Here is a 12,877-nt window from a genome sequence, read left to right on the forward strand (position 1 = left end):
AGTATGATTCGTTGGTAAAAGAAGAAACTGGCAAATCCAAAACCCTACTTACTTGAAAGTATCAAGAGGGTCCAGAGCGCCAGATTTCTTCAGGGCGAGATAGATTTTCCATGAAAAAATGCCTATAGCTGCCCCACTTATCAAAGAGGTTGACACATAAATAACAATGTACAAGCTAGTATGTTCAAGTAATGCGGCCAGTATGATTTCCACAAAAAGCCCTGAAGATACAGCAGAGAGTCCGGAAAGAATAGCGATAAAAGGCGTATAGATCCTATAGCAACAGATCAGAAATATTGTCTCTGCCGCCAGCCCTTGCGCAAAACCATAAAGTAGGTTAAGCCAGCCCCACTGAACCCCGAGGGTTGATTCAATAAGCGCCCCAAGGGTTGATACAAAAACTGCTGCACCGGGTTTTCGCACAATAATCCCGCCAAGTGGCCCACCAAGCACAAAAAGCCCAGTAAGCACGCCAGATATGCCGGGCAATATGGAAAACAATAGGCTCAGCAAGCCATAGGCGTAATTAAGAGACAGCAGAATCAGAGCATACACAACGGATAAAACGGTTGCATAGACTATGTCAATAACACGACGGATCACACTCAACCCCCGAACAGGACAAACACGAGAGGGGGTAGAACAGGCTCCCACCCTACGGAATTACCCGGGGAGGTCCAAACGGTCAGGGGCACCCAGAGCCCCACTCTCAGCCTGATAAACCAGACTCCCGCGACTCAACTAGAGTCTATCACGCGGTAATTTTATGCACAAGAATCGTTCATTCCTGGTACAAAGCGATATACGCCCGCTTTGAAAGCAGGACTCAGCACACTGCAAAACAGTGATATCGAAAATAGCACAAGTTAAGATTTAAGGATTCCAACGTAACAAGCCTATTTGCACGGGCATGAGATTATGAGTAAGTGATAAAGAAAATATTCCTCATATGTTTTTTTGTCTCATGCAGTGCTTTATTTTTCATAAGTGACACCCTGCCCGAACAAGTGCGATATATCTCTCAAGATTTTCTACCATGGCTTATCGTGCCCATTCTTATTTTCCTGGTACCCTCGCTGATAAGGTTTTCCCTTATCCCCTCCCTGGTTGGCACAATCACGGTCATTTTCTGGGCAACTCAAATCGGAATTAGCGCCCTCCCGTCAGGTGAGAGTCAAGTGCCTGATTTAACCATTGTTACTCAGGATATGAACTCTGAAGCGAGTGTAAGCGAAGCGCAAACTACACACCGGTCAAGAAATAACTCACCTCCGGACAATATTAACAGGGATGTAAAAACACTATTAGAAAGCAATCCAGACATCATCGCATTACAGGGAATAAAGAATGCTGCAATAGGCACCCTGGTCGGGAGCCTTTCCCCAAGCTTTCCATTCTGGCATATTTTTGGAACTGTAGGTATTTGGTCAAAAAAACCACTTGAGAATGCAGTTATGCTCCAGCTTGGCTCCAAGCTAACAAGTGCCGGAAAAATCGACATAAAAATATCTAAGGAACAAACTGTGCGGATGTATGTTGTAAGCCTCCGGAAAAATCAACTAGACAGGTTGGCTCAAGATGAATACGAAGGTATGATAAAAGATTTGTCAGTTTATCTTTCTCAAGAGAATTCAGAAAAACTAATCGTTGTTGGTGGTTTTGGAATGAGTGCAAGAGATTCGAGATTCAAAAAACTCCTGAAAAATAACCTTAAAGACATGCACACTGCGTCGTGGGGTTTTGATTTCACGTGGCCATCCGTTTTCCCGCTTATAGATTTAGACCACATACTCTCGACAGGTTTTACGGCGACAGGCGGCAAGCTAATACACCTAGAGGGCAGTGATCACAAGGGGATTCTCATGGGACTCAAGCACACCTGATCACTGTCGAAAACAGCACAAAGTGATACAAGCCTTTACCGCAAGAGCTTACCGTGGAAGGAGTCTATTCAGGATAGTCTGTCGAAGCTTTGAGGCATCTGCCTTACCACCCAGGGCCTTCATACAGCTGCCGACCAATACGCCGACAGCTTGGGTTTTGCCAGAAATTACCTTTTGTACAACTTCCTGATTTTCACTAAGAACTTTCTCAAGAACTCTCTCTACAGAAGCGCTCTCTGTGAGAGATAAATCGTATTTTTCGATCGCTTGCTGTACGCTCAATGACTCATCAATAACAGCCGCAAGTACCTTTCTTGCAAGGCTGTCATTCAGGATTCCCTTACTTATTAGTAACTCAATCTCTGCAACTGCCTCCGGGGAGATCAAATCTGAAGCGTTGCAGCGTCGTTGGGAAGCAATTCTCGTAATCTCACCTGTCCACCATTTTTTTGCGCCATCTGGCGTTGCGCCTGCTCTGACAGTTTCATCAACTTGTTTTAGAACCGAGGAATTTAGTACATCACGAAACTGAAGATCACTAAATTTCCATTCAGCCTTAAGGCGACGACGAAGTGCCAAGGGGTGCTCTGGCATCGATAACCTGATTGCCTCTACTTTGTCCGAAGGAATAGGAATGGGCAAAAGATCAGGTTCAGGAAAATAGCGATACTCATGAGAATCAGCTTTTACACGACCTGATAGGGTTATGCCCCGATCCTCGCGCCAATGCCGTGTTTCTTGCCGTACAAGCTCGCCAGAAGAAATAAGTGTTGCTTGTCGCTGAATTTCGTATCTAATAGCCCGCTCAATAGAACGCAGGGAATTTAGGTTCTTAGTTTCGGTTCTATTAGGTAGAATGCCTGCACCCAGCCCACGTGGGCGAAGAGAAACATTTGCATCGCACCGAATATTTCCCCGCTCTAACCGAGCATTAGACACGCCAAGGGAAAGGACAATTTCCCTAATCAGTTCAACAAACACCCTCGCCACCTGGGGGGCGCACCTATCGGCAAAAACAGGTCTAGAAACAATTTCAACTAGAGGCACACCGGAACGGTTGTAATCAATTAGAGAATACTGTGCACCCTGAATTCTGCCGGTTGAACTCTTATGGGCAAGTTTCCCGGCATCTTCCTCAAGATGTGCCCTCTCGATTTCAACAAAAAACACATCACCGCTTTCCGTTTCAACCTCAAGTTTTCCGTCATATGCCAGTGGAGAATCAAATTGTGATATCTGATAATTTTTTGGCAGATCGGGATAAAAATAATTCTTTCTCGCGAATATTAATTCATCTGCAATAGAACAGCCAAGAGCGAGACCCAGGGCTATGCCATAATCGACAGCTCGTTCGTTTACGGTCGGCAAGGAGCCAGGCAACCCCAAGCAAACAGGAGTTACAAGAGTGTTGGGCCCTTGCGATGCGCAAGAGGCAAGGGGTCCGGCAATATTGGGGGCTGAAGAAAACAATTTGGTTTGCGTCGAAAGTTCAACATGCACCTCAAGGCCAATAATCGGCTCAAAATCCTTGAGTGCATCCTCATAAGTAACAACCTCGCTCACGCTGTTTGCCCCGTATTATGCTTTGTGTTTTTCATTGCATGTATGTCCCCGATTATCTGTTCGATTGCAGCGCCCGTAGAATATACCCTACTGTCAAATTGACCGGGTGCAATTATCTGTAACCCAACAGGTAAACCATCAATCACTCCCATAGGAATACTTCCGGCTGGTAAACCAGCTAAACTGGCCGGAGTGGTCGCTGTGTCGGACTTATACATGGAAGTATGATGGTCAATCTTTTCGCCGAGTTTAAAGGCGGGCGTGGGTGCCGTTGGTAAAAGAAGAACATCAACTAAGGAAAATATCTTGGCAAAGTCACGCTTTACCAATAAACGAATTTTTTGAGCTGACATATAAAAGTCATCATAATAACCGGCAGAAAGAATATGAGTGCCAAGGAGAATTCTCCTCTTGACCTCGGGACCAAACCGAATAGACCGAGTTTTTGATACAGTCCCACTTGCAGAAGCTGCCATCTCCTGTGGACCAAACCGAATAGAATCATAACGAGACAGGTTCGAGGATGCTTCGGCCTGCATTATCAAATAATAAGCTTGAACCGCGTGGTCAAAATTCGGAAACTGTACCTCATGCAGAACTGCACCCTCAGACTCCAAGCTCTTCAAAGTTCTTCCAAAAAGGTCTGTGATTTTTGAATTACACCAATTGCTTGGGTTTACGAAACCTAGCCTAACCCCAGAAATACCCCTGTTAGCACCTTCATAGGCAGCTTGCGAAAAGTTTAGATCCTGATCTTTTATAGAGACAGCATCCGCAGGATCATACCCAGCAATAACCTCGTGCAAGAGGGCGGCATCAAGAATATTGCTAGAGCAAGGACCAACCTGATCAAAGGAACTTGCAAGGGCAATTACTCCATAGCGACTGACACTCCCATACGTTGGCCTTATCCCGACAGTTCCGGTACAGTGAGCGGGTAATCTAATAGATCCACCGGTATCAGTACCTAGAGCCAAAGGTGCCTGGGAAGCTGACACAGCCGCAGAGGAACCACCCCCTGAGCCGCCCGCAGTCCTGCTCAAATCCCACGGATTTCTTGTCGTTTTGTAGGCAGAATATTCGGTAGATGAGCCCATCCCAAATTCATCCTGATTCGTTTTTCCTAGAATTGGCATACGGGCACGAGAAATACGCTCTATTACAGTAGCGTTGTACGGTGGAATCCACCCTTCCAGAATCTTTGATCCGGCGGTTGTGGGCATATCCCTTGTTAGAATCATGTCTTTCACGGCAATTGGCACGCCGGCTAATGGCGAAAGTTTTGTTGCAGACTTTAGCTCTTCATCTACCCTTCTTGCAACGTCACGGGTATATGAAAAATCTGTATATAGAAATGCGCATATGCGCGAGTCCGAGGCTTCAATATTGTCTATAAAACTCTCAGCGACCTCAAGTGCACTTACTTCTTTCGAGCGAATCAGGGCGGCCAGCCTGTGAGCCGGCATTTCAGAAAGCACTATCCTCCCCTGAAATGGCGGATATCCGGAACATGCCATCTTCCCCATTCGACAGAACCGGAGCAATATCAAGAACGGGGCCCGGCGTATCATGGCGAAAACAGCCAGTATTGTTGGACAAGGGCTCAGATACGTCGCCTGTTATGCTCTTATCCGATATCCCATTTTTGACAAAACCGAGTCTGTCAATAATCTGACTAAGCTCCCTGGAAAGCACATCAGCCTCAGAGTCAGTAACGTCAATGCACGCCAAGCGGGCAAGGGACTTAACCTGGTCGATACTTATCGACAAAACCTACCCTCCGAACAATTCAAATAAACACAGATACACCGCCGCGCCTGCATGAAATTCTATTCTACAAAGGCATAATGGTAAAACATCAAAGTTTCACCAAACGAAATAAAAACGCAAATGCTGGAACTGAAATCTTTAATGCCCAAAAAGTGCTCCATCGGAACGCCAAGTATTAACCAATTCCACCCGCCATGGGTCTCTAAACCAGTCATGCACCGAAATAGCTATTGTTTCTCCTAAGGATCTAACCTTCAGCAATTCATCTATTTTGGCATTTATTATGGATTCAATAGAGCCAAAATGATCTGCCAGAGCCTTTGCGGATGCGGGACCGATATGACGTATATTTAGCGCGAGCAGAAATTTCCAGAGTGGGGACCGCTTTGCTCTTTCAATACTATCTACCATATCCTGTGCAGATTTTGTGGGTTCCTCAAATCCTGGGAAACTATCACCCTTTTTACGAAAAGGCGATCGCATGTTTCCTTTATACATAAATTCAAGAGCAACCAGATCATCAATTGTAATTTTAAAGAGTTGAACCTCCGCAGACTTTCCGAACTTTCTAAGGTGACTCAGGGCGTATGCATTCTCTTCTGCAAGGTAAGCAATATCCAGCACACCGCGTGAACCTATATACTCAAGACGTCCCGCGAGCTGTACAAGACAGCTCTGCATATTTGGACACCTAAGGTCGATATCCCCTAACTTACTTGGCATAAGTTCTGCACCGCACGACGGACAGAGCGATGGCATCTTGAATAAAACCTCACTGCCATCGCGTTTCTCTGGCAGGGCGCAAAGCACCTCGGGAACAATATCGCCAGCTTTTCTGATCCTCACGTAATCACCGATTAGTAAATCCTTATCACCTATTACCTTCTGATTATGCAAAGTTGCACGCGATACTTCAGACCCATCGAGTTGAATTGGTTGAAGAACGGCATAAGGCGTTACACGTCCCGTTCTTCCAACACTCACTTCTATATCGAGAAGACGCGTTACAGTAGATTCAGAAGGAAATTTATACGCAACAGCCCACCGTGGTGCTTTTGTTGTACTGCCTAAAAGTGCCTGTTTTTGGAGGCTATCGATCTTTACAACGATACCGTCGATTGCGTACGGAACGCACTGCCGATTCAATCGAATGTTTTCAATATAAGACTCGATTTCAGAGAAATTAGTGCACAGGCGATTGTACGAGTTTACTGGGATTTTACATTCAGACAGCCTGGAATATGCAGAAAACATACCATGTTCTATTTCAGTCTTAACGCCGCCAGAAGCAGTTATATCAGAGTGAAGATTCATACCTCCTGAGGTATATCCATAAACTTGCGTAAATCCATGAGCATAGAAGGAAATTGACTCCAAGTATCGCATATTTGGTGTTTTTGTTCTTATACATCCGCTTACAAAATTTCTTGGATTCGCAAACTGCTTGCTACGCTCCAATGACAATTGGTTTATTCTGTCAAACTCATCGCGCTTTATAAAAGCTTCGCCGCGAATTTCAAATATTCCCGGTAAAGCGATCCTGGGAGGGATGGACGGAACATATAACATGTTTTGGGTTATATCCTCGCCGATAGCACCATCACCTCTGGTAGCTGCTGAAATCAAATACCCGTTTGCATAACGCAAACTCACACCAACGCCATCAATTTTCAGCTCACAAACAAATGTGCATTGATCACCCTCAGGGCAAATCTTCTTTGTCTTTTCGTACCATGAATGGAGTTGATCGAGCGAAAAAACATTATCTAAACTCAACATTGGCTCGATGTGTTTCACGGGCTCAAATAGGTTTAGCTGTGCGGCAATCCCAACTGTTAAGCTAGGTGAATTGCGGTCAGAAAAGCCTTTTGCATGCTCGGCATCTTTTAGCTCATGCTCCAGGGCATCATACTCAACATCACTCATGAGAGAGGTGTTCTCTTGATAATACGCCTTCCGTGCCGCAATTATCTGGGCCGTTAGAAGTTCAATGCGTCTATCAAGATCCCCGTCAGGATGAGGCATATTTCTTCGTGTTGTCAATCATAAGCTGTCCAAGAACTCTTGTTCCACGATAAATAGCCGCACTTTGCCCCTTTGCAACTGCAAAAACGGGTTCATCAGGTCTTACCACAAGAACATCGTCACGAATAAATGCAATTGCGCTAACAGGATCCGAGTGAGCCCTAACCTGAACTGAACACTCAATAGGCCGAGAGGTAAAACACCATCCTGTTGTTGTAAACGCACCAGAGAGCTCATCGACCCTGAGAGATTCGCGAGGGCCAACAACAACCGTGTTACTGATAGGTTCAATATCTAAAACATAACGTGGCTTTCCGTCCCAGGCTGGACTAGATAGACGTAAGCCCTTCCTTTGGCCCACAGTGTATGCAAACGCGCCAGTGTGAGAGCCAACTCTCTGACCGAGATCATCGATTATATCTCCGTCCCGTCTGCCAATCCTCTGTGACAGCCAGGCTCCCGTATTAGAGCTCGGAATAAAACATACGTCATGAGAGTCTGGCTTTTTGGAAACCTTGAGCCCTCTTTCGTCCGCTTCCTGACGTACGAGTTTCTTTGATGGGGTTGCACCAAGTGGAAAATAACAGTGCTTTAGCTGCGCCTGTTGCAGAACAGCTAAAACATATGATTGATCCTTGGCCCAAGAACTCGCCCTATGAAGCTGATAGGTTCCATCTTCATCCAAGAAAACACGAGCATAATGACCTGTGCAAACAGCGTCAAAGCCGAGAGCTAAGGCACGCCGCAGAAGTGAAGAAAACTTTATGTGTTCATTGCAACGAAGGCATGGATTTGGGGTTCTTCCGGCAGAATACTCTGAAATGAAATTATCAATAACCTTCTCTTGAAACTCCTCAGAAAAGTCCCACACGTAAAACGGAATCCCAATTGCCTGTGCAGCCTGGGCAGCATCTTGCGCATCCCGAGGGGTGCAACAGCCCCTTTTGCCAGAAGCACTACGGCTGAGTGCCAAGTGAACTCCAACGACATCGTGACCCATATCTACCGCACGCGCGGCGGCGACGGCGGAATCGACACCGCCACTCATAGCAGCCAAGACCTTCACAGGTAATACTCTATACGTGAATTTATTTCGCGATCAAAGCCTTTTTGTATATGTCACCAAGATTTTGGGACAGTACCTCTATGTCATCAAATGTACTAGCCCAGCCAAGGGAAAACCGGAGTGTTGCCTTTGCCAAATCTGGCTTGAGGCCCACCGCGCTCATGACATGTGATGGCTGAATAACCCCGGAATGGCAGGCGGAACCGGATGAGATAGCTATTTTTGCCTCATCGAACAGATAAAGCAGCGTGTCAGATGAACAGCCGGGAAACGAAACATTAAGAATTGCGTCACTACTGTCCTGAGTGTCAGAATTTACAACTGCCTCTGGAACGGCAGACAAAACCACCTCGACCAAGCGCTGTCGCAATGCCCTCAAAGATTGAACTTTTCTGTTTAATGCAATAGACAGGGATGTTGAACCAAGCGGATCCACCGACCCAGACCTGAGTCTTTGTTGATTCCCACCTCGTAAAAGTGGTGGAAACGAGAATGATGACAAAATGGCACCTGTGCCGGGGGGTGCTCCAATTTTGTGACCTGCAATTGAGAGAGAAACTTTCCCAACCAGCCGCGAAAAATCAATTAAACTGGTTGCCGCAACGGAATCAATGTGGACAGGAATATCATATGTTTGACATATCCTGGCGTAGTCATAAACTGGAGAGATCGTACCGAGCTCGCTATTAACCCACGTGCAAGCAAAAAGAGCAATTTTATTTGGATCCTTCTGCAGTATTGCCTGCTCGAGGCTATCAGGAAGCACCCTTGCATATTTATCAATCGGCAGCCATACTATCTCGGCATAAGGCAAACTCTTTATACTGCTGAGCTGCGCCGTGTGATCTGCAGGATTGGCCAGAATAATCTTTTTGCTGATATTCCCATCGTTTATATGACTAACAAAAGAATTTCTGAATAGATATGTCCCATATATACAGGTATTGATAGATTCTGTTCCTCCGCTTGTAAAGGAAACTTCCGTCCCGGGTGGAGCGTTTAGTGCAGTAAGGATTCCTTCTTTTGCCTTTTCAATAACAGCACGCATATGCCTGCCATAGAAATGCGATGAAGAAGCATTGCCGGGCATATTGCAAAACTCCTGATAAACGGCGGCAGCTTCAGGCATCAAGGGGGCATGAGCAGCATAGTCTAGATAAGTACCGAACATCAACGCACTTCTCTGGCAGAGGCAATCCCCCGAGTAAAGCCCAAAAGAGCTATTCTCTCATTCGACCCAACAGTAGGAATGTAGAACAAAAGCTGGCTAGAGTAAGTTGTCTCGATACCTCTGAGAGAGGAAACAATCCCGGATAACAAGCTGACCTCTCCGCCGGATTGCGGAACAATACTGTATCCACCGCTCGGAATTACTCTCTCTAGCTCAAGCATATCTACAAAGACAAGTGCTCCGCCATTTGCAGTTGTCATCCCTATCTGCCCAGACTGTCTATCGCGGAAAATAATTATTGAGTTACCGGCAAGACTTTTCTGCTTTGCACTTCTGCTAGAGCGAATCTGTGAGGCCAAGATATCAGCTGACTGATCAAATAACTTGCTTGACCCAGCGGTATTAAGCATGGCACGATATTTAGCAATAATATCGCTCGGTTGCACGGCAAGTAATTTCGATTCTGGACGCACTAGGATCGAACCATCCTCTGCAGTTGGAAGTTTTGGAAGCACAATATTGGGCGTGAGTCTCGCGAGATACTCTATTAGATAGTTATCAAGAGGGTTATTTTGTCTAAGGAGAACAGCCAAAGGCGGAAGTTTTTCGCCTGACGGACCATCGGAGCTATCGATAACAAGCAAAAGGACTCTGGGCCACGATTTTGTATTCTCCGGGAGAATAAGCCTCACAGAAGCGGCAGTATCAAAAGCTGGCAGATCAACCTTGGCATTTTTATTTTTACGAAGTACCTTGTAGGCCGCCTGCCTGAGGCGTAGTGCGGTACCCGCCATAGCCGACTGTGGGTCAGACAGTCTTGAATCTGCGACATGCAGCGTTTCTACAACTCTTTTTGCGATTTTATGAGCATGCATTTCGCGCAGAAGCTCGAGGCTCGAGATATTATCCTTATCCGACCCACAAGCTATCGAGGTACCAGCAACCAGAGGTAAACAGATTATAAATGTAAAAAAATGCCGCAAAGGCCTGCGTTTAGTGTACCCACTTATGTACGTAGATCGACGACCATATGGATTCCGTTTGGACTTGAATTTGCTCCAAACATAAACGATAAGCCCGAGGGTAATTAAGAGAAGTCCAACAATAAGAGGGAGCCACATAAACAGCCCCGCCATAGGCGTTATCCGCACAACCTCAACCATCGCAGGGCCTGGAATCTGCAGCAGAACCGAAACACCTCTCGGTGGATTAAGGCGTATCCTCCCATTCTTATCCGGCAATTCCTGAGATATAAAAAAATCCCTATTGCGAGCAAGAAAACTCATCGGATCCTTCCCGGAACCACCGAGGCTGAGCGTATTTGCAGCAAAATCGAAGACGCTGTATGAGTAATGTTTGAGCCATTCTTGTATTTCGCTAGAGTATGCGGTGTATATACCTGCACTTTTTTCAAAAGGCTCCGGATTACCCCTTGGGGTAATAGAGACCTGAACTGACATATCAGGCTGCTCAAAAAGTTCATTTTCACGAAGAAGTATGTAGCCAGAAGAAGTTGAAAAGTGATCTTTCTTATAGCCAAACAACTCCACAAAAAAAAGCTGCTGCAAAACAGCTGAGGCAAGTAAAAAAATACCGGCAAAGAGCAAGCAAAATACGCTAATCTTCAGCCGCAAAACGAGAACCCCAAACCCCAAGCAGTAAAATCGTGCATACAATTGTATGCATAAGAGGTGTTGTTTTGAACAAAAAGCAAAGCGAGTTCCCGCAGGTCTTTCGTGGATATGATCGCGATGAGGTAGATAGGAGAATTGCAAGTCTACTAAGGGATTTGAGTGCGGCACGTGCGGAAAATGCGGCCAGAAAACAGCAAATAGAAGATCGAGATGGCGATATAAGCGATCTTAAGCAAAGAATCTCCTCTTTGCAGCGTGAGCTTGATGTAATGAAAGAATCAAGATTTTCCGGAATTGGCTCGCATTTAGAAACCTCCTTAAAAATGGCCGAACAGCAGGCACAACGACTGCTCTCAGAGGCAGAAGCAGAAGCGGCAAGGCTCAGAAAAACGGCCACCGAAGAAGTAAACAATTTACGCCGAGAGGCAAGAGAGTTTTTTGAAAGCAAGCTTGAACAGGCCAAAGAGAATGCCAAGGAAATGGTGTCTTCCGCAGAAAAGCAGGCGCAAGACATAATGGCCGCAGCTAAAACAAACTCTTCCAGGCTTCGCGAGGATTCCCTAAGGGGGGCGAATTCAATTCGCTCAGCAGTTAACACCGAGGTTTCAGAGATGCGCACCGTTGCCCAAAGGGAAATTGAATCCCTCAAGGCGTCAGCCGAGAAAGAGGCCTCTCAGATTCTGCACAACGCGAATCAAGAGTTTAGTCGGTTGCAACAAAAAAACTTGAAAATACAACAGGAAATTACCGAACAAGAAACGCGATTCGAGGAAGAGCTGGCGAATAGAAGAGGTAATTTTGAAGCTGAATGCAGAGAAAAAGAATCTAGCATAAAGGAGCTTGAAGCACAGACAGAACTGTCTCTAAATGCTCAACGCGAAGCGCTACGGGTTGAGCTTGAACAGAAAAGAAAGGTATTCGAGGCAGATCTAGCATCGGAATCGGTGAATAGACGCGCTGAATTGAGTCGGGAAATCGCTGAACTAAGAGCGAAAGAGCAGGAGGATATTGCAAGGAAAACCGCCCTAAACCTCCAGATAGAGCGAGAACTTATAGAAAATAAAAACCGTATGGAGCAAGCTATGCTCCAACATAACGAACTTATGGGTCACCGAAAAGCAGAGCTCGAAGCAGAACTTGCGGGACTTAGGCAAAATTTTGATGATGAAAGGAGACAAAGACTGCAAGAGCTTGAAGCAGAACTTGCGCAGAAGAGGTCTGCCGGTGAAGCGGAAATCGAGGAGCTAACACAGCGATCTGGAATAATCCGAGCAGAGCTTGAAGCAGAACTTGCGGGACTTAGGCAAGAGGCGAATAACAGGCTGAAATTGGAGCAAGATGAGGCTGTTGGGCAACTGAAGAATTACATTGACCAAGCGAGCGCAACTCTAGGGAGTATAAATCGAGAAATTGCGGACCAAAGAACTTATCTGGAACAAATGAAGGAGTCGGCAACCAAGGAAAGTGAAGATCTGCGTTTCAGAGCAAAAGAGCAGGCCTCCCAAATACTCAGCGAAGCAAAAGAGCAGGCCTCCCAAATACTCAGCGAAGCACGGGCGGAGAAATATGAACTCATAGCGGAGACTGAAAAGCAGCTTGTTGATCTGCGCTCGGAGCGCGATAGCATCGCATCATATTTTCAGAATCTAAGTGAAATTGTTCAGGCAACCGCGCTCAACAGCACAGATATCCCCTCCAGCGTGTCAGACGATTCATGCACGCTTCATGAAGCGACAGATAAACAGGATAATCAATAAAAATTTTT

At 45.9% G+C, this 12,877-nt stretch carries 10 protein-coding genes; 2 read left to right on the plus strand and 8 right to left on the minus strand.

Annotation, left to right across the window (positions count from 1 at the left end; translation table 11 throughout):
• Positions 1 to 48: 48 nt before the first annotated feature.
• Positions 49 to 603: an ECF transporter S component gene (locus TWT_RS02375; protein ID WP_155105139.1), complete on the minus strand. Its 555-nt coding sequence runs from the start codon at positions 601 to 603 to the stop codon at positions 49 to 51.
• A 323-nt stretch (positions 604 to 926) separates the two neighbouring features.
• Between TWT_RS02375 and TWT_RS02380 the strand changes: the two genes are divergently transcribed.
• Positions 927 to 1,883: an endonuclease/exonuclease/phosphatase family protein gene (locus TWT_RS02380; protein WP_011096310.1), complete on the plus strand. Its 957-nt coding sequence runs from the start codon at positions 927 to 929 to the stop codon at positions 1,881 to 1,883.
• A 48-nt stretch (positions 1,884 to 1,931) separates the two neighbouring features.
• Here the strand turns inward: TWT_RS02380 and gatB are convergent, their stop codons facing one another.
• From gatB to TWT_RS02415, 7 genes are all read right to left on the minus strand, one after another.
• Entirely contained in the window at positions 1,932 to 3,446 is a 1,515-nt protein-coding gene (gene gatB / locus TWT_RS02385; RefSeq protein ID WP_011102560.1) for an Asp-tRNA(Asn)/Glu-tRNA(Gln) amidotransferase subunit GatB, read from the minus strand.
• Entirely contained in the window at positions 3,443 to 5,017 is a 1,575-nt protein-coding gene (gatA, locus tag TWT_RS02390; protein ID WP_011102561.1) for an Asp-tRNA(Asn)/Glu-tRNA(Gln) amidotransferase subunit GatA, read from the minus strand. Before gatA ends, gatB begins: the two co-directional genes overlap by 4 nt.
• Positions 4,914 to 5,216: an Asp-tRNA(Asn)/Glu-tRNA(Gln) amidotransferase subunit GatC gene (locus TWT_RS02395; RefSeq protein WP_011102562.1), complete on the minus strand. Its 303-nt coding sequence runs from the start codon at positions 5,214 to 5,216 to the stop codon at positions 4,914 to 4,916. The genes gatA and TWT_RS02395 overlap by 104 nt, the downstream gene beginning before the upstream one ends.
• Positions 5,217 to 5,354: 138 nt before the next feature.
• A complete protein-coding gene (gene ligA / locus TWT_RS02400; RefSeq protein ID WP_033799964.1) occupies positions 5,355 to 7,241 on the minus strand; it encodes an NAD-dependent DNA ligase LigA in 1,887 nt (628 codons plus the stop codon).
• Positions 7,228 to 8,307 (minus strand): tRNA 2-thiouridine(34) synthase MnmA, encoded by a 1,080-nt coding sequence (gene mnmA, locus TWT_RS02405; RefSeq protein ID WP_011102564.1) that lies wholly within the window; start codon positions 8,305 to 8,307, stop codon positions 7,228 to 7,230. The genes ligA and mnmA overlap by 14 nt, the downstream gene beginning before the upstream one ends.
• A gap of 22 nt (positions 8,308 to 8,329) precedes the next feature.
• A complete protein-coding gene (locus TWT_RS02410) occupies positions 8,330 to 9,478 on the minus strand; it encodes a cysteine desulfurase family protein (protein WP_033799965.1) in 1,149 nt (382 codons plus the stop codon).
• On the minus strand, positions 9,478 to 11,112 hold the full coding sequence (locus TWT_RS02415) for a hypothetical protein (protein WP_230440456.1): 1,635 nt from the start codon (positions 11,110 to 11,112) through the stop codon (positions 9,478 to 9,480). Before TWT_RS02415 ends, TWT_RS02410 begins: the two co-directional genes overlap by 1 nt.
• Before the next feature lie 65 nt (positions 11,113 to 11,177).
• Here TWT_RS02415 and TWT_RS02420 point away from each other — a divergent pair, with 65 nt between their 5' ends.
• A complete protein-coding gene (locus TWT_RS02420) occupies positions 11,178 to 12,869 on the plus strand; it encodes a DivIVA domain-containing protein (protein WP_011096302.1) in 1,692 nt (563 codons plus the stop codon).
• The last annotated feature ends 8 nt before the right edge of the window (positions 12,870 to 12,877 follow it).

This window comes from Tropheryma whipplei str. Twist (assembly GCF_000007485.1).
In the GTDB taxonomy this organism is placed as follows: Bacteria; Actinomycetota; Actinomycetes; order Actinomycetales; family Microbacteriaceae; genus Tropheryma; species Tropheryma whipplei.